The sequence below is a fragment of the Streptomyces sp. NPDC037100 genome (assembly GCF_055606225.1).
The window spans coordinates 1-21,857 of sequence record NZ_JBVJSX010000016.1; the positions used below are offsets into that span (position 1 = coordinate 1).

At 70.8% G+C, this 21,857-nt stretch carries 13 protein-coding genes and 2 pseudogenes; 6 read left to right on the forward strand and 9 right to left on the reverse strand.

Annotated features, from left to right (window positions below):
• Nucleotides 1-408: 408 nt before the first annotated feature.
• Nucleotides 409-858: a PTS sugar transporter subunit IIA gene (locus tag ACZ7EG_RS36000; protein WP_471088432.1), complete on the forward strand. Its 450-nt coding sequence runs from the start codon at nucleotides 409-411 to the stop codon at nucleotides 856-858.
• 78 nt (nucleotides 859-936) lie between these two features.
• The gene (ptsP, locus tag ACZ7EG_RS36005) at nucleotides 937-2,607 is read left to right on the forward strand and encodes a phosphoenolpyruvate--protein phosphotransferase (protein ID WP_344454836.1); all 1,671 of its coding nucleotides are present in this window, start codon (nucleotides 937-939) and stop codon (nucleotides 2,605-2,607) included.
• Between the two features lie 67 nt (nucleotides 2,608-2,674).
• Here ptsP and ACZ7EG_RS36010 read toward each other — a convergent pair whose 3' ends face one another.
• Nucleotides 2,675-3,565: a hypothetical protein gene (locus ACZ7EG_RS36010; protein WP_471088434.1), complete on the reverse strand. Its 891-nt coding sequence runs from the start codon at nucleotides 3,563-3,565 to the stop codon at nucleotides 2,675-2,677.
• A 181-nt stretch (nucleotides 3,566-3,746) separates the two neighbouring features.
• Entirely contained in the window at nucleotides 3,747-5,714 is a 1,968-nt protein-coding gene (locus ACZ7EG_RS36015; RefSeq protein ID WP_471088436.1) for an acetoacetate--CoA ligase, read from the reverse strand.
• 211 nt (nucleotides 5,715-5,925) lie between these two features.
• Between ACZ7EG_RS36015 and ACZ7EG_RS36020 the strand changes: the two genes are divergently transcribed.
• Nucleotides 5,926-8,292: a glycoside hydrolase family 31 protein gene (locus ACZ7EG_RS36020; protein ID WP_471088438.1), complete on the forward strand. Its 2,367-nt coding sequence runs from the start codon at nucleotides 5,926-5,928 to the stop codon at nucleotides 8,290-8,292.
• Nucleotides 8,293-8,527: 235 nt separating this feature from the next.
• Here the strand turns inward: ACZ7EG_RS36020 and ACZ7EG_RS36025 are convergent, their stop codons facing one another.
• On the reverse strand, nucleotides 8,528-9,064 hold the full coding sequence (locus ACZ7EG_RS36025; RefSeq protein ID WP_471088440.1) for an NUDIX domain-containing protein: 537 nt from the start codon (nucleotides 9,062-9,064) through the stop codon (nucleotides 8,528-8,530).
• Nucleotides 9,065-9,111: 47 nt separating this feature from the next.
• Nucleotides 9,112-9,672 (reverse strand): annotated as a pseudogene (locus ACZ7EG_RS36030) (M15 family metallopeptidase); the annotation flags it as partial.
• On the opposite strand from ACZ7EG_RS36030, the pseudogene ACZ7EG_RS36035 reads away from it, so the two are divergent.
• From ACZ7EG_RS36035 to glpK, 3 genes and pseudogenes are all read left to right on the forward strand, one after another.
• A pseudogene (locus tag ACZ7EG_RS36035) lies at nucleotides 9,672-10,448 on the forward strand (diguanylate cyclase domain-containing protein); the annotation flags it as partial. The pseudogenes ACZ7EG_RS36030 and ACZ7EG_RS36035 sit on opposite strands and share 1 nt — an antisense overlap.
• Before the next feature lie 626 nt (nucleotides 10,449-11,074).
• Nucleotides 11,075-11,869, forward strand: a complete 795-nt coding sequence (locus ACZ7EG_RS36040; RefSeq protein ID WP_471088442.1) for an MIP/aquaporin family protein — start codon at nucleotides 11,075-11,077, stop codon at nucleotides 11,867-11,869.
• A gap of 19 nt (nucleotides 11,870-11,888) precedes the next feature.
• A complete protein-coding gene (gene glpK, locus ACZ7EG_RS36045; RefSeq protein ID WP_471088444.1) occupies nucleotides 11,889-13,409 on the forward strand; it encodes a glycerol kinase GlpK in 1,521 nt (506 codons plus the stop codon).
• A gap of 85 nt (nucleotides 13,410-13,494) precedes the next feature.
• On the opposite strand, the gene ACZ7EG_RS36050 is transcribed toward glpK, so the two are convergent.
• From ACZ7EG_RS36050 to ACZ7EG_RS36070, 5 genes are read right to left on the reverse strand one after another with little or no spacing between them, the layout of a single operon-like run.
• On the reverse strand, nucleotides 13,495-14,100 hold the full coding sequence (locus tag ACZ7EG_RS36050) for a GTP-binding protein (RefSeq protein WP_351639562.1): 606 nt from the start codon (nucleotides 14,098-14,100) through the stop codon (nucleotides 13,495-13,497).
• A complete protein-coding gene (locus ACZ7EG_RS36055) occupies nucleotides 14,081-17,770 on the reverse strand; it encodes a hydantoinase B/oxoprolinase family protein (protein ID WP_471088446.1) in 3,690 nt (1,229 codons plus the stop codon). The genes ACZ7EG_RS36050 and ACZ7EG_RS36055 overlap by 20 nt, the downstream gene beginning before the upstream one ends.
• Before the next feature lie 24 nt (nucleotides 17,771-17,794).
• Nucleotides 17,795-18,190, reverse strand: a complete 396-nt coding sequence (locus tag ACZ7EG_RS36060) for a DUF742 domain-containing protein (RefSeq protein ID WP_471088448.1) — start codon at nucleotides 18,188-18,190, stop codon at nucleotides 17,795-17,797.
• Between the two features lie 9 nt (nucleotides 18,191-18,199).
• Nucleotides 18,200-18,634, reverse strand: a complete 435-nt coding sequence (locus ACZ7EG_RS36065) for a roadblock/LC7 domain-containing protein (protein ID WP_362240041.1) — start codon at nucleotides 18,632-18,634, stop codon at nucleotides 18,200-18,202.
• The gene (locus tag ACZ7EG_RS36070) at nucleotides 18,631-21,708 is read right to left on the reverse strand and encodes a sensor histidine kinase (RefSeq protein WP_471088450.1); all 3,078 of its coding nucleotides are present in this window, start codon (nucleotides 21,706-21,708) and stop codon (nucleotides 18,631-18,633) included. Before ACZ7EG_RS36070 ends, ACZ7EG_RS36065 begins: the two co-directional genes overlap by 4 nt.
• Nucleotides 21,709-21,857 lie beyond the last annotated feature (149 nt).

The following is a 21,857-nucleotide window of genomic DNA, read 5'->3' on the forward strand; positions in this document are numbered from 1 at the left end:
GGCGTTGACTTTTGGCACGCTGTTGAGTTCTCAAGGAACGGTCGCTTCCTTTGTACTCACCCTCTCGGGCTTTCCTCCGGGCGCTTCCCTTCGGTGTTCCAAACTCTATCAGTGTTTTTCCGGCCCTCCGACCACCGTCCTGCAGGCATGCAGAAGGCGATCCAGAGATAGGATCTGACAAGTTGGTTGCTGCCCGGCCGAGACGCAAGGTTGCGTCGCTCAGCCCCGAGCAGGAGTACGACTGTACACGCGGCCGCGGAGCCGGTGCAAATCGGTTTGAGGTATGGTCTAGACCACTTCGGAGCGCTGCGCGGAACCGGCACTTCAGGTGACATACGCTGCTGAACAGTGTGCCGCCCGGTACCTACAGGGACGGCCCCATCGATCTCCACCCCTGGGAGGCTTCCCATGACCACCGTGACGTCCCCGCTCGCAGGACGCGTTATCGGACTGGCGGCAGTGCCGGATCCGGTCTTCTCCGGGGCCATGGTCGGCCCGGGCACAGCGATCGATCCCGTACGTGAGCCTTCCGAGGCCGTCTCGCCCGTGGATGGCGTCATCGTCTCCCTGCACCCGCACGCGTTCGTCGTCGTCGACGAGAACGGACACGGCGTGCTCACTCACCTCGGTATCGACACCGTGCAGCTCAACGGCGAAGGTTTCGAGCTGCTCGTGAACAAGGGCGACACCGTCAGGCGCGGTCAGGGTGTCGTCCGCTGGAACCCTGCGGCCGTCGAGACCGCCGGCAAGTCCGCGGTCTGCCCGGTCGTGGCGCTGGAAGCCACGGCCGAATCTCTCTCCGATCTTCGCGACAACGGCGATGTGAAGGCCGGCGACAGTCTCTTCCTCTGGAAGTGACGCCAGCGCCGTCCTGTGACGGCGAGTACGACAACCACCGCGGCGGCGGGGCCGCCGCTCTATACGGAGACGGGTGAGATGGAGACAACGCTGCGAGGCGTCGGGGTGAGCCACGGTGTGGCCATCGGCGAGGTTCGGCACATGGGAACGGCGGTGCTCGAGCCGCCCGCGAAGCAGATACCGGCGGAGGAGGCGGAGCGTGAGCAGGGGCGCGCCCGCAAGGCCGTCGAAGCGGTGGCGGCGGACCTGATGGCGCGGGGCAACCTGGCCGGTGGCGAAGCCCAGGCGGTGCTCGAGGCGCAGGCCATGATGGCCCAGGACCCCGAGCTGATGGCCGACGTCGAGCGACGGATCGCTGTCGGCAGCACGGCGGAGCGCGGGGTGTACGACGCGTTCGCCTCCTACCGCGAGTTGCTGGCGGGAGCCGGTGAGTACCTCGCCGGTCGCGTGGCCGACCTCGACGACGTGCGGAACCGTATCGTCGCCCGGCTGCTGGGGGTGCCGATGCCGGGCGTCCCCGACAGCGACGAGCCCTACGTCCTGGTGGCCCGCGACCTCGCACCGGCCGACACCGCGCTGCTCGACCCGACTCTGGTGCTCGGCTTCGTCACCGAGGAGGGCGGCCCGACCAGCCACAGCGCGATTCTCGCCCGGGCGCTCGGGGTGCCGGCCGTGGTGGCGCTGCCGGGTGCCGGTGAGCTCGCCGAGGGCACGATGATCGCCGTCGACGGCAGCACGGGAGAGATCTTCGTGGACCCGAGCGACGAGAAGAAGGCGCAACTGGAGGCTGCGGCTGCCGAGCGGAAGGCCGCGTTGGCGGCCTCGACCGGGCCGGGTGCCACGGCGGACGGTCACAAGGTGCCGTTGCTCGCGAACATCGGTGGCCCCGCCGATGTGGCGGCCGCGGTCGAGGCCGGGGCCGAGGGTGTCGGTCTTTTCCGTACGGAGTTCCTCTTCCTGGACGACAGCAAGCAGGCGCCCTCGGAAGAGAAGCAGGTCGCCGCGTACCGGCAGGTGCTCGAGGCGTTCCCCGAGGGGCGTGTCGTGGTGCGGGTGCTGGACGCGGGTGCGGACAAGCCGCTCGACTTCCTCACGCCGGCCGATGAGCCGAACCCGGCGCTCGGTGTGCGGGGTCTGCGGACGCTGCTCGACCACCCGGAGGTCCTGCGCACCCAGCTGACCGCGCTCGCCAAGGCCGCGGAGGGACTGCCGGTCTACCTCGAGGTCATGGCCCCGATGGTGGCGGACCGTACGGATGCCCGGGCTTTCGCGGACGCCTGCCGGGAAGCGGGGCTGCGGGCGAAGTTCGGCGCGATGGTGGAGATCCCGTCGGCCGCGCTGCGGGCTCGTTCGATCCTCCAGGAGGTCGAGTTCCTGTCGCTGGGGACGAACGACCTCGCCCAGTACACCTTCGCCGCCGACCGGCAGGTGGGTGCGGTGTCCCGTCTGCAGGATCCCTGGCAGCCCGCCCTGCTCGACCTGGTGGAGCTGTCCGCAGAGGCGGCCAAGGCCGAGGGCAAGAGCTGTGGAGTCTGTGGTGAGGCCGCGTCCGACCCGCTGCTCGCGTGTGTGCTGACCGGTCTGGGTGTCACCTCTCTCTCGATGGGTGCCGCGTCGATTCCCTACGTCCGGGCGACCCTGGCGAAGTACACGCTGGCGCAGTGCGAGCGGGCCGCTGCGGCGGCACGGGCGACGGACAGCGCCGAGGACGCGCGCAGTGCGGCGCAGGCGGTGCTGTCGGGCGAGTAGGCCCGGCCGGGTCTCCGGCGTTTCCCGGGAGGGGCGCTCCACTGAGATGGAGCGCCTTTCTCGTGTTTCAGTGCCGGTGCCCCCGGGCGGGTTTCTCCTCTCCGAGGTCGGGCGGCGCGCAGTAGTCGACGTTGGATTCCGGGGAGATCAGGTCTCCGGATTCGACGTCGGTGCAGTAGGCGTCGAAAACCTCTCCTGCGGTGAGGGGTTCGAGTCCGTAGGAGCGCATGCGCCAGCCGTAGACGCGGTCGGGTGTGCCCGGGGCGCTGGTGCGGATGACGAGTCCTCCGGGGCTTTCGGTGGCCAGGCCGAGGGCCAGGACCGTGGTGAATTCGAGGGCCTCGGTTTCGTCCAGGTCCAGGGCGGCACCGTCGTCGGTGATGTGGAGGGCGGCGACGAGGGTTTCGGGCGGTCCGGTGACACTGCAGACGAGGTGGCGATCGCCCGGTGGCGCCGTGTCGAGGATGCGGACGAAGAGCTCTGCGGCTCGGGTGAAGGAGGCGCGTCCGATGTCCTCACCGCAGGAGGCGCAGGCGCCCAGGCGGGCGAGGAGGGTGGTCGCGTACTCCCAGGTGGCCTGCCGGACGGCCTCGTCGACGAGGGCCGGGAGGAGGTCGGCCAGCGGTCGGCCGTCGTAGGGAAGGGTCGGGCCTGTGGCCGCGATCTGTGCGGTGAAGCGTGAGCGGCTCGACGGTTTGTCGGGGTCCAGCGCCTTCCGTGTGCAGAACTCGGCGTATTCCTCGGGGTCGAAGAGGGCCACCGTGGTGTGGCTGCCCTGCAGTGCCCTGTTCCTGAGGAGGGCCTCCACGTGTTTCAGATAGGTCGCGTGGTCGTCGAAGGTGAAGCTGCGGTAGCGCCGCATGGCCCGGAAGTCGTGATCGTCGGCGAGCAGGCCGATGGTGCCGGCGATCTCGCGGTGCAGGATGCGGCGCTTGGTCCGGTTGTGGGTGTGCGTCATGGTTCCCCCTGTGCACGGTCGATCAATGCTCACTCACAGTAATCGGCGGCACTGACAGCGGGGGTCGGCTCGACGATCGTGAGTTCGGCCGATGAAGAAAGGTGCAGGTCGCAGCGATTTCGCTGCAACCTGCACCCCTGAGCTTTGGTAACGGGGAGTCGCGGGACGCGGGTGGTCGGCGTCAGGCGCGTTTGCGGGCCAGTTCCTCGTAGAAGTTCAGCAGGCCGAGATTGTCGATGGAGCCCGGGTTGACCGCCTTCTCCAGCGGGGTGCCCTGGAGGAGGCGTTTGACGGGGACCTCGATGCGCTTGCCGGTGAGGGTGTGCGGGACGCCGGGTACTTCGATGATCTCGTCGGGGACGTGGCGCGGTGACAGTTGCTCGCGGATCGTCTGCTTGATGCGGTTCAGCAGGGTCTCGTCCAGGACGGCTCCGGGGGCCAGGTGCACGAAGAGGGGCATCCAGTAGCCGCCGTCGGGCTGCTCGATGCCGATGACGAGGGATTCCTTGATCTCGGGGAGCCTCTCGACGGCTTCGTAGATGTCGGCGGATCCCATGCGGACGCCCTGTCGGTTCAGCGTGGAGTCGGAGCGGCCGTGGATGACGACGGATCCGCGGGAGGTGAGGGTGATCCAGTCGCCGTGCCGCCACACGCCGGGGTAGGTGTCGAAGTAGCTGTCGTGGTAGCGGCTGCCGTCGGGGTCGTTCCAGAAGTGGATGGGCATCGACGGCATGGGGTTGGTGACGACGAGTTCGCCGACCTCGTCGACGAGGGGGCTGCCGCTGGGGTCCCAGGACTGCAGGTCGGTGCCGAGGCAGGGGGCCTGGAGTTCACCGACGTGGACCGGGAGGGTCGGTACGGCTCCGGCGAAGCACGAGCACACGTCGGTGCCGCCGCTGACGGAGGCGATCCACAGGTCGTCGCGGACCTCGTCGTGGAGCCAGCGGAATCCGTCGGGGGGCAGGGGCGAGCCGGTGGTGGCGACGCACTGGACTGAGGAGAGGTCGAAGTCGCGGGACGGGTGCACGTCGGCCTTGCGGCAGGCCATGACGTAGGCGGCGGAGGTGCCGTAGAGGGTGGCCTTCGTGCGTTCGGCGATCCGCCACTGGGCGCCGGTGTCGGGGTAGCCGGGGCTGCCGTCGTAGAGGACGATCGTGGTGCCGGTGAGCAGGCCGGAGACGAGGAAGTTCCACATCATCCAGCCGGTCGAGGTGTACCAGAAGAAGCGGTCCTCGGGACCGAGGTCGCAGTGCAGGCCGAGCTGCTTGAGGTGCTCGACGAGAATGCCGCCCTGGGACTGGACGATGGCCTTGGGCAGTCCGGTCGTACCGGAGGAATAGAGCACCCACAGGGGGTGATCGAAGGGCACCTGTTCGAATATGGGGTCCATGTCGGCGGAGGTGAGGGCCGACCAGTCCAGGGCGCCCTCGGGTGCCTCGGTGCCCAGGAGCGGGATGTGGATCACGGCCCGCAGGGTGGGGAGTTCGCGGCGCAGCTCGGTGACCACCTCGCGTCGGTCGTGCTCCTTGCCGCCGTAGCGGTAGCCGTCGACCGTGAAGAGCACGACGGGTTCGACCTGCTGGAAGCGGTCGAGGACGCTGCGGGCGCCGAAGTCGGGCGCGCAGGAGGTCCAGACGCCGCCGACTGCGGCTGTGGCGAGGAGGGCGACCACCGCCTGCGGGACGTTCGGGAGGTAGCCACTGACCCGGTCGCCGGGGCGCACGCCGAGGGCGCGCAGTTCGGCGGCCAGGGAGCCGACCTGGCGGCGCAGCTCGGCCCAGGTGACGGGGCGTGGTTCGTGGGTCTCGTCGACGTGCAGGAGGGCCGGTTCGTCGGAACGGGTGGCGGATGCGCGCAGGGCGTGCTCGGCGTAGTTCAGGGTCGCCCCGGGGAACCACTCGGCGCCGGGCATCGAGCGGTCGCCGAGCACGCGCGCGTAGGGCTGCGAGAAACGGACGTCGAACCACTCCGTGACGGCCTTCCAGAAGGTGTCCAGCTCGTCGACGGACCAGCGCTGCAGGGCCGCGTAGCCGCCCTCGGTGGGGGCGCCGTGGTGCTCGGCCGCCCAGGTCTGGAACCTGGTGATCCGTGCGCGGGCGATGCGCTCGGGGTCGGGCTGCCAGAGCGGCTGGGGACTAACGGTCGACATGGTCGGCTCCCGGACTGTGCGCGTCGTGTGCGTCCTCCGCGCACGGGCTGGGGTGTGCGCGTGAGCGGCTGGCACGGACAATGCCATGTGATCGACTTCGGCACCAGGGTGCGCCCCACATAGTCCGTGTCGTGAAGATGTGGTCCTGGCACGGGTGAACGGCAGTTGAACGACACGCCCGCGCGGGGCCGTCAGTGGCAGGGTGAGCAGCATGAACGGTCGTGACCTGGTGCGTTCGGTGAAAGCGGTGGCTTCTGTGGGGGCGGCGCAGGGTGTGCGGACCGTACGAGCAGCGTGGCGCAGGCGTCGGGCCGACGCCACCGGGCTGCCGGCGCGCGGGGCGGAGCGTGCGCGGGTGCCCGGGCCCGTTGAGGACGTGGAGCCCGGGCCGGGGGGCGGTGTCGTCCGGTTCAGCCGGTCGGAGCTGCGGATCCTGGTCGCCGTGAACGGGGCCGTGTTCTGGGGCTGGGACGGGGCGGGGCCCGAGCCGTCCTACGCACTGGCCGGACGCTGTCCGGAGCCGGATCCGCGGGCGGTCCTGGAGCCGGACAAGGACGGCGGCTGGCGTGTGGTGGCCGAGCGGGTGACGGTCGTGGTCTCGCGGCACGGCGCGGTGGAGGTACGGACTCCGGGCGGGGTCACCCTGCGACGCGATCTGCCGCCTCGCTGGTGGGAGCCGGTCGGCGGCGGCCCAGCGCGGTGGATGCAGCGGTCGGAGGTGGGCGCCGACGCCCGGTTCTTCGGGCTTGGAGGGCGTGCCTCGGGTCCTCGGCTGCCGGACGGGACGTACCGGCTGTGGAACTCCGATCCCGGCCGCGCCTTCGGACCCGGGGACGACCCGCTGTACATCACGATGCCGGTGCAGATGGTGGTGTCCGACGGTGGTACGCATCTGGCGTTCCACGACAGCTCGTGGGACGGCACAGTGACGCTGCGCGAGGGCGAGGAGGGGGCGGGTTCCGGGCACGACCGTGCCGGAACGAGCGAGCTGCGGATGGCCGGCGGACCGCTGCGCTGCTGGGTGATGGTGGGCACCCCCGCGCGCGTGCTGCTCGCCTGGGCGTCGCTCACCGGGGCGCCCACGCTGCCCCCTGCGTGGGCCCTTGGGCACCATCACGCACGGTGGGGCTTCGGCGGCGAGCAGGAGGTGCGGCGGATCGTCGCGGCCTACCTGGAGCACGGGCTGCCGCTGGACGCCGTGCACCTGGACATCGACCACCTCGACGCACATCAGGTGTTCACCGTCGACCCGGACCGCTTCCCCAAGCTGCCCGTGCTGGCCGAGGAGCTCCGGCGGGAGGGGATCCGGCTGGTGTCGATCGTCGGGCCGGGCGTGAAGGCCCTGCCGGGCCGTGCGGTGTACGACTCCGGGGCGGCTGAGGACGCGTTCGTGCGAGATGCCTCCGGGGCGGTCGTGGAGGGCGTCGTGTGGCCCGGGGAAGTGGTTTTCCCCGACTTCACCCATGCACGCGTGCGTGCATGGTGGGGCGCTCTCTACGAGGAGCGGCTCGCCCAGGGCTTTTCGGGCTTCTGGCACGACATGAACGAACCCACGTCGTTCACCGCCTTCGGGGAGTCGACGCTGCCCCGCTCGGCCCGGCACTCCCTGGAGGGGCGGGGCGGTGACCATCGTGAGGCGCACAACGTGTACGCGCTGTGCATGGCCAGGGCGGGCTTCGAAGGGTTGCGGAGGCTCGCGCCCGAGGAGCGGCCGTTCCTGTTCTCACGTTCCGGGTGGGCCGGCATGCAGCGCTACGGAGGGACGTGGTCGGGGGACGTCGCCACCGGCTGGCCGGGGCTGCGGGCATCGTTGGCCCTGGTCATGGGGCTCGGACTGTGCGGCGTCCCGTACTCGGGGCCGGATGTCGGGGGGTTCGACGGGGTTCCGTCTCCCGAGCTGTATCTGCGGTGGTTCCAGCTGGGCGCGTATCTGCCACTGTTCCGTACGCACGCGAGTCTGCGGGCGGGGCGCAGGGAGCCGTGGGAGTTCGGTGGCGAGGTGCTGGAGCACGCGCGCGTGGCGCTTGTCGAACGCCGGCGACTGCTGCCGTACTTCATGACGCTGGCGCATCTGGCGAGGCGCACCGGAGCGCCCTATGTGCGGCCTCTGTGGTGGGCGGCGCCGGAGGAGCGGGCGCTGCGCGACTGCGAGGACGCCTTCCTGCTGGGTGACAGCCTGCTGGTGGCGCCGGTGCTGGACCCGGGCGTGGGCCGGCGTGCCGTGCGGTTGCCGCGGGGGCGCTGGTACGACGTCGCCACGGGGCAGGCGTACGAGGGGCCGGGGCAGGTGCTGGTCGACGCGCCGCTGTCGCGCATCCCGGTGTTCGCGCGCGCGGGTGCCGTGCTTCCGGTACGTGGGGAGGACGGGGAGCTGGAGTTGGAGGTGTGGGCGCCCGCCGGGGGACGGACCGGGGGCGGGCTGGTCGTACCGGACGGGGGCGAGGGGTGGGACGAGCCGGAGATCGAGCGCTACAGCGCTCGGTGGATGGGCTCTCGGGTGGTCGTCGAGCGGGAGGGTGAGGACGGCGGGGGTGCGCCGCCCTACCCGCTGCGGGTTCGCGGGGCCGAGGAGTCGTGAGCTACGTCGGGCCCGGGAGCCGGGAGCCACATCGGGCGCGGGAAGCACACGAGCTACGCAGCGCCCAGGCGTCAGTTCCACCGGCTCCGCGAGCCCGGGAGCATCAGTTCCACCGGCTCCGCGAGCCCGGGAGTCCTGTGAGCTTCGCGAGGCCGGGGAGCCCGGGAGTCCTGAGCTTCGCGAGGCCGGGGAGCCCGGGAGTCCTGAGCTCCGCGAGGCCGGGGAGCTCAAGAGGTCAGATGTACCGGCCCTCGAACCAGGCCCGGGCGGCCAGGGTGTGCAGGGGGAAGGCGAGTTCCTCGGGCCTGCGCAGAAGGTGCCAGCCCTCCGTCTCGTCCGTGGCGGCGGAGGAGGGAAGGCTCTCGGCCGGGCGTTCCGGGAGGAGGCCGAACAGCAGCAGGTGCCCGTCGGGCGAGCTCATCGCGTCGACGAGCCGAACGTCCCGGCCGGCCGCGTCGATGCCGGTTTCCTCCCGGAGTTCACGTATGACGGCCTGCCGCCAGTCCTCGCGGTCGTCGATGTAGCCGCCGGGCAGGGCGATGCCCCCGCGCGCGGGAGCGATGGTTCGGGTGATGACGACCAGGGCGGTGCCCTTGGTGTCGTACACGGGCTGGAGGGCCACCGCGACCGGGAGCGGGTTGCGGTAGGCCACGGCCCCGCACGCCGGGCAGGTGCGGGGCCAGCCGGTGATGCCCTCTCCGTAGGGCGCGCCGCAGCTCGAACAGTGGGAGTTCGGCGCGGAGTTGGAAGCGGAGTGCTGAGTTTCGGACACGCGGCGGACTGTAGCCGATCGCGGGGAGGGCGCCACGAGCAGGCTGCTCAGTGAGCGCTGGTGAGCGACTTCCTGGCCACGGGGAAGTCGAAGTACGTGTCCGGATGGGCCTCGGGCTTGAAGGTGTAGTGCCACCACTCCTCCGGCAGGTTCACGAAGCCGAGGTCTTCCAGGGTGTTCTTGAGAAGCAGCCGGTTGGCGCGCTGTCGGCCCTGAATGCGTGGGTCGAGGGTGTGCGAGAGGGTGTCGAAGCAGTCGAAGCCGGTCCCCATGTCGATCGAGTTGTCCGGGAACCGCGCGCCCTGGGGTGCGAAACACGGCATCAGGGGCTCTCCTGGCTGGTAGGGCCGGTTCGGCTTCGCCGGAAGCCTGACAAGCGTGACGTCGAGGGTCGAGCCGCGACTGTGGCCGGATTTCGCCGCGATGTACCCGTCGGCGAACAGTCGCGTCTTGTCGACGTTCGGATAGAACTCGCCCTTCATCGCCTGGTCATCGAGGTCCTCGGCCCAGCGGACGAAGTGGTCCACCGCGCGCTGGGGCCGGTAGCAGTCGTACACCTTGAGCGTGTAGCCCTGGCGTAGGAGCCTGCGTTGGGCCTTGTGGAGGGCCCGCCGCCAAGCTCGGTGACCCGCCGCGGACGGTGGGCATCGACGCGACGGCCTGGGAGGTGCTGGACGTCGTGGCGGTCGGCCGTCGGGACCGCACCTCGGACGACGTGGCCGTGGTGGACGAGTACGGCCGGTGCGTGGGGGTCGCGCGGCTCGCGGACCTCGTGCGAGCGCTCGCGGAGACGCGGGTGGAGGAGGCGGTGGGGCTGAATCCGCTGACCCGGCTGCCCGGCTCGGACGCCATCACCGGCGAGGTGGACCGGCGGATCGCTGCGGGGCGGGCGTTCGCGTTGAGCTGGCTGGACGTCGACCACTTCAAGCAAGTCAACGACGGAGCCGGATTCGCGGCCGGTGACGAGCTCATCCGGGCGGTGGGCCGGGCGCTGCGACGGGCCGCGGCGGACGGCGCGCACGTGGGGCACGTCGGCGGGGACGACTTCCTGGTGCTCGCTGATCCGGACGGTCTCGATCCGCTGGCCGCCTCGGTGCTGGACGCTCCCTGGTCGGCGGGCGGCCGGCCGGTCACGTTGTCGCTCGCGACGCTGCTGTGCACGCCGGGCAGCCTGTCCGACCACCGGGAGGCCGCCGCCTGCCTGGCGCCGTTGAAGAAGGCGGCGAAGGCGCTGCAGGGGGCGAGTTGGGTGCTGGGCCGGGCGGGCGTGCCGGGCCATGAGGCCCGCCGGGGTTCGCCGCAGACGCCGGCACCCGCGCCTGCGCCCGCGGCAGTGCGGGAGGGCTGCGGGATGGCGGTCGAGAGGGGCGGGCAGGGCGTCTGAGGCGCCTGGGAGAGGGGTGAGCGTCGCGGCTCCGACCTGGTCGGAGCCGCGACGGTCACCGGGCGTCAGGGCGCATCCCCACGGCGGCCAGGGCCCCGCGGATCTCCTGCGGTTGAGAAACCGCCAGGTCAGGTGAATCCTGGACACTAGCAAGCGAGGAGTCAGGTACGGCTGGCTTTTGCCCCCCGGCGGAGCCCAGCGCAGGCCGGACACCATCAGCCAAGCCTCGCGCGGCTCATCCAGGCCCGCGCGGGTCCGGACCAGATCTGAACAACGACCCGACCGGGCGCCGCCGGACCGAGCAACCGGCCCGTCGGCCCGGCGCGAGCCCGACAGCCGTCAACCGTTGCGGTCGGCGACCTTGACGCCCCTTGGGTGCCGGTGAACACTGCCGGTGTCAGTCGACATCGCCGTACATAGTCGGCGTATTCCGGCACTGCGGCGCGTGACTGCGCCGGCGCCAAGGCCCATTTCCCCACGGGCGATTCGGCTGCGACGGCACGCTCGTCACGGATGCCGGGCGGGGCGCGGACGTCTCCCTGCCTTCGGCTGAAGTAGCCACGGGAAACGCACCCTGCAGGTGAGGACCGGGGCGGCTCGTCCCGGGCCAGGGCTGAGGAGCAGCCATGACTAACGGAGACATTTTCGTCGGCGAGATGATCGGCACGGCGATTCTGATCCTCTTCGGTGCCGGCGTGTGTGCCGCCGTCACCCTCAGATTCTCGAAAGCCCGGGCCTCCGGGTGGATCGTGATCGCGTTCGGCTGGGGGTTCGCGGTACTGGCCGGGGCGTATACCGCCGCCCCCCTCTCCGGAGGGGTCATCAACCCGGCCGTGACCTTCGGCCTCGCCGTCGACACCGGCGTGTGGAGCAAGGTCTGGGTCTACCTGCTGGGGCAGATCACCGGCGCCATGATCGGGGCTGTCCTGTGCTACCTGGTGTACTACGCCCAGTTCGCGGCCAACACGCGGCAGACGGGCACCACGGAGGGCACGGTGGACGAACCGGTTCCGACCCTCGGGATCTTCTCCACGATCCCGGAGATCCGGAACCCGATCGCCAACCTCATCACGGAGATCCTCGCCACCATCGCCCTGGTGTTGCCCATCCTGGCCCTGGTCGGCTCGGACAGGCGCGTCGAGGGCATCGGTATCGGCCTGATCCCCGGCGGCGACGGCATCTACGGGTCCGGTATCGCGATCCTGCTGGTGTCCCTCCTGGTTGTCGGTATCGGCCTGTCCCTGGGTGGGCCCACCGGGTACGCCATCAACCCGGCGCGTGACCTCGGCCCGCGCATCATCCACTCCATCCTGCCGATCCCGAACAAGGGCACGTCCGACTGGGGCTACTCGTGGATCCCCGTCGTCGGACCACTGATCGGCGGCCTGCTGGGTGGCGTCATCTACAACGCAGCCTTCTGAAACAGCCGAAGGGGTAGCCATGACGGACAACTCCGCGAAGTACGTCGCAGCCATCGACCAGGGCACCACGTCGAGCCGCTGCATCGTCTTCGACCAGGACGGCGCGATCGTCGCCGTGGATCAGCGGGAGCACCGCCAGATCTTCCCGAAACCCGGCTGGGTGGAGCACGACGCCACCGAGATCTGGTCCAAGGTGCAGGCGGTCGTGGCAGGGGCGATCGCCAAGGCCGGTCTGAGAGCCGACCAGCTGAGCGCGATGGGGATCACCAACCAGCGCGAGACGACCCTCCTGTGGGACCGGACGACCGGCAAGCCGGTGCACAACGCCATCGTGTGGCAGGACACGCGGACTGCCGCGCTGTGCAACCAGCTGGGCGGCTCGGACGGGCAGGACCGTTTCCGCGAGCAGACGGGGCTACCGCTGGCGACCTACTTCTCCGGACCCAAGGCGGCCTGGCTGCTCGACAACGTGCCCGACCTCCGAGCACGTGCCGAACGCGGCGAGATCGCCTTCGGCACCATGGACTCCTGGCTGATCTGGAACCTCACGGGCGGCACGGACGGCGGGCAGCACGTCACCGACGTGACCAACGCCGGACGCACCATGCTGATGAACCTGGAAACCCTCCAGTGGGACCCCTCGATCCTCTCGGCGATGAACGTGCCCGAGGCCATGCTGCCCGAGATCCGGTCCTCCTCCGAGGTGTACGGGACCGCCGTGGGCCAGCTCGCCGGGGTCCCCGTGGCCTCCGCGCTGGGCGACCAGCAGGCCGCTGTGTTCGGCCAGGCCTGCTACGACGTGGGCACCGCGAAGAACACGTACGGCACGGGCAGCTTCCTGCTGCTCAACACCGGCAGCCGTCCGGTGGCGTCGAAGAGCGGTCTGTTGACGACCATGGGATACAAGATCGGCACCGAGGCGCCGGTCTACTGCCTGGAGGGCGCGATCGCCATCACGGGCGCGCTGGTCCAGTGGTTCCGGGACCAGCTCGGCATCATCCGGACGGCCGACGAGATCGAGCCCCTGGCGGCGAGCGTGGAGGACAACGGCGGCGCGTACTTCGTGCCGGCGTTCTCGGGCCTGTTCGCTCCGTACTGGCGCTCGGACGCGCGGGGCGTGGTCACGGGCCTCACCCGGTACGTCACGAAGGCACACCTCGCGCGCGCGGTGCTGGAGGCGACGAGCTGGCAGACGCGCGAAGTCGTGGACGCCATGTACCAGGACTCCGGGGTGCACATCACCACCCTGAAGGTCGACGGTGGCATGACGAAGAACAACCTGCTGATGCAGCACCAGGCGGACGTGCTCGACGTGCCGGTGGTGCGGCCCAAGGTCTCCGAGACGACGTGTCTGGGCGCCGCGTACGCGGCCGGTCTGGCCACGGGTGTCTGGAACGACCTGGACGAACTCAAGGCGCACTGGCAGAAGGACGTCGAGTGGACGCCGAACATGGAGGCGTCGGTGCGGGACCGCGAGTACCACAACTGGCGCAAGGCCGTGGAGAAGAGCTTCGGCTGGGAGGAGGACAGCGACAGCTGACCACGCGCGTGTGGAGCGTCGCTCACGGCTGCGGCCCGTACCCCGGTCGGCGGGGGTGCGGGCCGCGTCCGCGGTGAAGGCGGCGTCAGCCGGTGACGGCCTCGCGGCGGTCGGCCGCGTACGCCATGGCGTGCTGGACGACACCGATGAGTGCCTCCTTGACCGACTCGCGGTCGCGGGCATCGCACATCAGGAGCGGCACGCCCTCGTCGAGGTCGAGGGCCTGGCGGACGTCCTCGATCGGGTAACGGGGAGCGCCCTCGAAGCAGTTGACACCGACGAGGAAGGGGATCGAGCGCCGTTCGAAGTAGTCGACGGCGGCGAAGCAGTCCTCCAGGCGGCGGGTGTCGGCAAGCACGACGGCCCCCAGCGCGCCCTCGGAGAGTTCGTCCCACATGAACCAGAACCGCTCCTGGCCGGGCGTGCCGAAGAGGTACAGCACGAGGTCGTCGCGGAGGGTGATGCGGCCGAAATCCATGGCCACGGTCGTCGTGTGCTTGCCTTCCACGCCGCTGGTGTCGTCGACCGGGCGCCCGGCCTCGGTGAGCAGCTCCTCGGTGCGCAGCGGCCGGATCTCGCTGACCGCGCCGACGAGCGTGGTCTTGCCCACGCCGAAACCGCCGGCCACGAGGATCTTGAGCGTGACGGGCTCGACCGGAGGCTTGCCACGCTCAGAACGCCCGAAGATCATCGATCTCTTCTCCTGCTTGATGGGGGTCGGGCGACGGCGGGCCGTAGCCTCCGCCGCCTGGGGTTTCGATGACGAGTACGTCGCCGCTGACGAGGTCCGCCGAGTCGCTGCCACCCAGTCCGGTCACCGTGCCGTCGGCATGCTCCACCCGGTTGGCGCCGAGAGCGCCCGGTTCACCGCCCGCCATGCCGTACGGGGCGACTCGGCGGTGCTGGGACAGGGTGGAGACGGTCATGGGTTCGAGGAAGCGGATTCGGCGTACGGCGCCGTCCCCGCCGTGCCACCGGCCGGCGCCGCCGCTGCCGCGCCGGACGGCGAACTCCTCGAGGCGCACGGGCAGTCGCCACTCCAGGACCTCGGGGTCGGTGAGGCGGGAGTTGGTCATGTGGGTCTGGACGACTGGCGCGCCCGGGAAGCCGTCGCCCGCCCCGGAGCCTGAGGCGACGGTTTCGTAGTACTGGTGGCGTTCGTTGCCGAAGGTGACGTTGTTCATGGTCCCGGACCCCTCGGCCTGGACGCCGAGCGCCGCGTAGAGGGCGCCGGTGACGGCCTGGGAGGTCTCCACGTTGCCCGCGACGACGGCGGCGGGCGGCTCGGGGGCGAGCAGGGAACCGGGCGGGACGACGATGCTCAAGGGGCGCAGACAACCGTCGTTGAGGGGGATGTCGTCGGCGACGAGGGTGCGGAAGACGTACAGGACGGCCGCGTTGACCACCGAGAAGGGCGCGTTGAAGTTGGTCGGCAGCTGAGCGGACGTGCCGGTGAAGTCGATGGTCGCGGCCCGGTGCTCGCGGTCCACCCGCACGGCCACGCGGATGACGGCTCCCGAGTCGGTTTCGTAGGCGTACTCGCCGTCGTCGAGGGCGTCGATGACGCGGCGCACTGCCTCTTCGGCGTTGTCCTGGACGTGCCCCATGTAGGCCTGGACGACGTCGAGGCCGTAGTCCTCGATCATGCGGCCGACCTCGTCGACGCCCTTCTGGTTGGCGGCGATCTGGGCGCGCAGGTCGGCGAGGTTGGTCTTGGGGTTGCGGGAGGGGTACGGCGCCTCCGTCAGGAGACGAAGGGTTTCCTTCTCGCGGAACCGGCCGTTCTCGGCGAGCAGCCAGTTGTCGAAGAGGACGCCTTCCTCCTCGATGGTGCGGCTGCCGGCGGGCATGGAGCCGGGGGCGATACCACCGATCTCGGCATGGTGGCCACGGGAGGCGACGTGGAAGAGGATCTTCGGGTCGGCCTCTGTTCCGTCACTCTCGGTATCGGTCGCCGGTGTCGTGTCGAAGACCGGGGTGATCACGGTGACGTCCGGCAGGTGGGTGCCGCCGTGGTACGGGTCGTTGACCGCGTAGGTGTCGCCCGGGCGCATGCCGGGGCCGCGTCTGCGGATGACCTCCTTGACGCTGGTGCCCATCGAGCCCAGGTGGACGGGGATGTGGGGCGCATTGGCCACCAGGTTTCCGTCCGGGTCGAAAAGGGCGCAGGAGAAGTCCAGGCGCTCCTTGATGTTGACCGACTGGGCGGTGGATTCGAGGCGGGCGCCCATCTGCTCGGCGATCGACATGAAGAGGTTGTTGAAGACCTCAAGCAGAACCGGGTCGACTTCCGTACCGAGATCGGAACTCTGTGTAATCGCGGCGCGTTCCATGACCAGATGCCCCTCGACGGTCGCCGCGGCCCGCCAGCCGTCGTCGACGACGGTCGTGGAACCGGCTTCGGTGATGATCGCCGGGCCTGTGACGGTGTCGCCGGGGGGTAGTTCCTCACGTCGACGGAGGGGCACGTCGCGCCAGGCGCCGCCCGTGTGGAGACGGACGGTCCGGGGCGCTGTGGGGATGTGGTCGGGGCTGTCGCCGGGGGTGGTGCCGGAGGCGGCTTCGTAGGGAGCGAGAGCGGACAGATCGGGGGGTGCGGTGATGCCGGTGGCTTCGACGGAGAGGGCTTCGACGACGATGGGGCGGTCGAGCGTGAAGGAGTACGTGGCGCGATGACGTTCTTCGAAGGCGTGCCGCATCGTGCCGGGCTCGGTCAGCTCGACGGTGAGGGTGGTGTCGGTGCCGTCGTAGCGAAGTTCCGCGCGGCTGGCGACCTGGATGTGCTCCTCGGGGACGTCCTCGGCCAGGAGTTCGGCGCGGGCCGCGGCTTCGAGGCCTTCGGCGGTCTTGCGGACGCCCGGCATGGAGGCGGGTTCGAGGGGTGCTTCGACGGACTGCTCGCGCATGGCGGTGGTGTCGGCGAGTCCGATCCCGAGTGCGGACAGGACTCCGGCCATGGGCGGCACGAGGACGGTACGGATCCCGAGGGCGTCGGCGACCATGCAGGCGTGCTGGCCTCCGGCCCCGCCGAACGTGGTGAGGGCGTAGCGGGTGACGTCGTGGCCCTTCTGGACGGAGATCCGCTTCACGGCGGACGCGATGTTGGCCACGGCGATCTGCAGGTACCCCTCGGCGACCTGTTCCGGTGTGCGCTCGTCGCCGGTCCGCTCGCCGATCATTCCGGCGAGGGCGGTGAAGCGGTCGCGGACGACGGCCTCGTCGAGCGGTTCGTCGCCGTTCGGACCGAACACCTGCGGGAAGTGGGCGGGCTGGATCCGGCCGAGCATGACGTTGGCGTCGGTGACGGCGAGCGGCCCGCCACCGCGGTAACAGGCGGGCCCCGGCTCCGCGCCCGCCGAGTCCGGCCCTACGCGGTAGCGGGAGCCGTCGAAGTGCAGAACCGACCCGCCGCCGGCCGCGACGGTGTGGATGTCGAGCATGGGGGCGCGCAGCCGGACGCCGGCGATCCGGCTGGTGAACACCCGCTCGTACGCGCCCGCGAAGTGGGAGACGTCGGTGGAGGTGCCGCCCATGTCGAAGCCGATGACCCGGTCGAAGCCGGCCAGCTGGGACATGCGGGCCATACCGACGATGCCGCCGGCCGGCCCGGACAGGATGGCGTCCTTCCCGCGGAACTGCCCGGCCTCGGTGAGGCCGCCGTTGGACTGCATGAACATCAGCCGTACGCCTTCGAGCTCGTCGGCGACGTGCCGGACGTAGCGGCGCAGCACGGGCGAGAGGTAGGCGTCGACGACGGCGGTGTCCCCGCGGGGGACGAGCTTCATCAGGGGGCTCGTCTCGCTGGAGAGCGAGATCTGCGGAAAGCCGATGCGGGCGGCCAGCTCCCCGACGGTCCGTTCGTGGGCCGGGTGGAGATGGCTGTGCATGCAGACCACGGCGACGGCCCGGATCCCGTCGTCGTATGCCTCCTGGAGGGGCCCGGTGAGGGACTCCAGGTCGGGGGCGCGCAGGACGGTGCCGTCGGCGGCGATGCGCTCGTCGACCTCCAGGACCCGCTCGTACAGCAGTTCCGGCAGGTCGATGCGGCGGGCGAAGATGCTCGGGCGGTTCTGGTAGGCGATGCGCAGGGCGTCGCGGAAGCCGCGGGTGATGAGCAGGAGGGTGCGCTCGCCCGTGCGCTCCAGGAGGGCGTTGGTGGCGACCGTGGTCCCCATGCGCACGCTGTCGACGGGGCCGCCGGAGCCGGCCAACAGGGTGCGAACGCACTCGACCGCGGCGTCGGCGTAGCGTGCGGGGTTGTCCGAGAGCAGCTTGTGCGTGAGCAGTCGGCCGTCCGGGCGCCGGGCGACGACGTCGGTGAAGGTGCCGCCGCGGTCCACCCAGAACTGCCAGCCAGTCACGTCAGTACCCCGCTTCCGCGCTGCTCACAGCGCCCGGAGGCCGTTGATCACGTCGCGCAGGATGTTCTCGTCCGGCAGCTCGGCAGGGGGCACGGGCCGGTTCACATGGACGAATTCCGCGTCCACGAGATCTCCGACGAGGACCCGTATCACTCCGATCGGCAGGTCGAGTTCCGCTGCGAGTTCCGCGACCGACTGTGGGATGTCGCGGCACAGTTCGACGATATCCACATGCTCCGGGGAGAGCATGTGGTCGGCTTCCGGATCGTCCGCCTGCGGCTCCGCGACCACTACCGCGATCAGGTCCAGGCGGTGCTGGCCCTGGCTGCTGGTGCGGCCGCGGGTCATGGCGTACGGGCGGACGACCGGTCCGGCTTCGTCGTCGAACCAGTGCCTTCTTCCCTGTCCGTCAGCGCTCATGCCATCCCACTACCCGCCTGCGGGCAGATCGGTGCGTGGTGCGGCCGCCAGATGCACGCCCACCCGCTTCACGAGGAGCGTCATCTCGTAGGCGACCTGTCCGACGTCCGAGTCCGCGTCCGAGAGGACGGCGAGGCAGCTGCCGTCGCCGGCGGCCGTCACGAACAGGAAGGCGTCGTCGAGCTCGACGACGGTCTGGCGGACGTTGCCGGCCTCGAAGTGGCGGCCCACGCCCTTGGCAAGGCTGTGGAAACCGGAGGCGACGGCAGCCAGGTGTTCGCTGTCCTCCCTGGTCAGGTCCTTGGACAAGCCCGTCGGCAATCCGTCGCCGGAGAGCACGAGGGCCTTGCGGATGCTCGCGACACGGTCCACCAGATCATCCAGGAGCCAGTTCAGCTCCCCCTTGTCGGTCGCGGTGTGGCCGGTCGCCTTCGGTGCGGTCATCGACCGTCCCCCTCTGTCGTTCCTTGTGGTGCTGCGCCGCTGTGGGCACCATCGCCCGCGGCGTTCTCCTCACGGCCGCGCTGCCAGCCACGCTGGAGCGATGCCATGCGGCTGCGTACTTCGTCGGCGTCGCGTTCGACGGGCTCGGCCCTGTCCTCGCTACGCGGCTCCGAGCTCCGCTTCAGCTGCGGGGCCAGGTTGGCCTGCCGGACGCGCCGGGGCAGCGGGGCGGTGCCGGAACCGGACTGCGGTGCGGAGCCGGCTCCCCGGGACGCTGCGCCCGAGCCCGTCTCGTGGCCCGGGGCGCCGCCGGTGCCGTCCGGCGCGGAGCCGGAGCGTTGGTCTGATCGTTCCGGGCCGCTCGAGGCGACCTCCGCGCGGCGGGTCCGCCTGGGGAGAGCGGACGGCTCCGACCGGTCGCCGACGGCGCCGCCGGGCGAGGCCGAGGACTCCTTGTGGTCCTCGGTGTGGCCGACCGCGCCGATGCGGCGGGCCGGATCCGTCCCGCGACGTCGGGCAGGCAACGGCGGCGGTGCCTCCGGCAGGGCGTCGCCCCGACGGTTGCCGGCCGAGGGGCTCTCGGTGCGGCGCCGGGCCGGAAGCGGGAGCGCGGGTTCGGGTCCCGGCCGGCCGGTGTCCCGGCCGGGCGCGGACTCCTCGCCCCGGTCGCGTGACGGGAGCACCGACGTGGTGCTCGCGTCCGTTCGGCCGGTGGCCGGGGGCGTCTCCTCGTCCGTTCTGCCCCGCCGGGGGCGCTGCTCGGTCACCGGGCGCCCGTGCGAGCTGACCAGCTTCGGGGTGTGGCGACGGGGCAGCGCGGCCGGGGCGCTCAGCTCGTCGTCACTGACGGTCCGATCCCCCGTGCTGCGGGCGTCGGCGGGCTGCCGGCGCGGCTCTGAGCGGCGGCCGGTGCTCTCGTCCGGGTCGCGGGTGAGGGAGTGGCGGGGGCGGAACAGACCACCGTGTTCGCTGTCCTCGTCCTCGATGGCGCCCGGGAAGTCTCCGATGGCGTCCAGGTCGACGGGGGCCTCCAGCTCGACCGGGCCGTCCAGCAGGGCGGCGGGCAGGCCGGGGCGCTGCGCGGGCGCGTGGGACAGCGCGGCGCGGCGACTGTCCTGCGGCTCGTTCTCGGGGGCCAGCTGGGGGCGGTCGAGACGGAACCCGATTCCGTTGGTGTCCGGGACGTCGTCGGTGAGCAGCGTGTCGGGGATGAAGACCACAGCGGTCGTGCCGCCGTACGGGGAGGGCTGCAGCGAGACCCTGACGTTCTGGCGCTGGGCGAGCCGGCTGACCACGAACAGGCCGAGCCGGTCGGTGTCGGAGAGCTCGAACTCCGGCGTCTCGGCGAGCCGGAGGTTGGCGTCCAGGAGCGCCTCTGCGGCCATGCCGAGGCCACGGTCGTGGATCTCCAGGGTGAAGCCGTTGGCGACACGCTCGCCCAGGACCTGGACGGCGGTGTGCGGCGGCGAGAAGACCGTTGCGTTCTCCAGGAGTTCGGCCACGAGATGCGTGAGGTCGGCGACGGCCGGGCCGGTGATGGCGTTCCGGGGAAGGCGGCGGACCTCGATGCGCTCGTAGTCCTCGACCTCGGCGACGGCGGCGCGTACGACGTCCATGAGCTGTACGGGCTTGCGCCACTGACGGGAGGGCGCGGCGCCGGAGAGGATCACGAGGCCCTCGGCGTGCCGGCGCATGCGGGTGGTGAGGTGGTCGAGGCGGAACAGGTCGGCGAGTTCCTCGGTGTCCTCGGTCCGGCGCTCCATGGCGTCGAGGAGGGTGAGCTGCTTGTGGAGGAGGACCTGGCTGCGGCGCGCGAGGTTGACGAACACCTCGGAGACGCCGGCGCGCAACTCGGCCTGCTTGACGGCGGCTTCGACGGCCGCGCGCTGCAGGCTGTTGAGGGCCTGGCCGACCTCGCCCATCTCGTTCTTGTCGTACTCGAGGCGCGGGACCTCGGTCTCGACGTCGACCTGCTCGCCCGCGGAGAGGCGGCGCATGACGCTGGGCAGGCGCACCCCGGACGCCTCGTGGGCCTCCAGGCGCAGCTGCCGCAGATCGCGGATGAGGGTGCGGCCGACGCGTACGGACAGGAAGAGGGAGAGCAGGAGCGCGATCAAGCCGAGGGCACCGGCGATGACCGCCTTGGCGATGACGCCGACGGCCACGGGGTGGACGCGGTCCTGATAGCGGTCGTTGGCCTGGTCGTTGAGGGTGCCGAGCTCGTCGAGCACGTTGCCGGCGGCGCTGTCCCAGCTCTTCGCGGAGACGCCGCGGGGGGTTCCGGCCCCGGAGGAGACGGCGGCTTCCTCGGCCACGCGCAGGGGGGCGGAGGAGGCGTTCTTCCAGAAGCTCTGGTAGCGGTCGCGCTCCGACACGGGCAGAAGCGGCAGGTTGACGTCGTACATCAGGGTGCGCTGGGCCACGAGGTCGGAGATGTCCCGCTCTTCGGAGTGGGAGATCCTGCCGACGATCAGGGCTGAGCCGAGGAGGGCGTCCTCGCGGGAGAGCAGTTCGCGGGCGCGGGCGAGATTGACCAGCGCGCGGTACTGCTTGTCCAGTTCGACGTTGTCGACCACGTGCAGGTTGGCGAGGAGGACGTAGCAGGGGTCGACGAGCCGGTTGTAGAGGTCGAGGGCCTGCGTGCGGTTGACGGTGCCGTCCTCGACGCTGCGGCGCAGCGACTCGATGCCGTCGAAGGCGTCCAGGACGGCGGTCAGCCGCTCGTCGGTGTCCGCGCCCATGGCGTCACGCACGTCAGGGTTGCGGGCGTTCTCGCGGATGCTGCTGACGGCCTTGTCGGTGGCGGTCCGGCTGCGCCGGAGCGCGGCGAGCCCGTCGGAGGCGCGAGGGTCGGCGAGGTGGACGAGGGTCTGGCGGCGCTCCTCCTGGAGGACGCGAACGGTGTCCTCGATGGGGTAGCCGATCTTCTCCACCACGGACGACACGTTGAACAGGTCGCCCGCCTCACGTCCCGTGAGCACCGTGGCGAAGGCCCAGATCGCGGTCAGGGACACCAGCGGCACGAGAAGCAGCGCCACGATCTTCCGGCGGATGGACTTCCCGCGAAAGCGCATGGCCTCCCCCAGCTCGGGCCCCCGGCTACCGGGGGTACACATGTGCGTCAACAAACGGCGCGAGCCTACTACCGACCCACAGGGAACTCGAAGGCCGGTCCGGAACCTGAACTTCCGCGCCAGCCACGAGGCGTGGCGAGTTGTCCGGG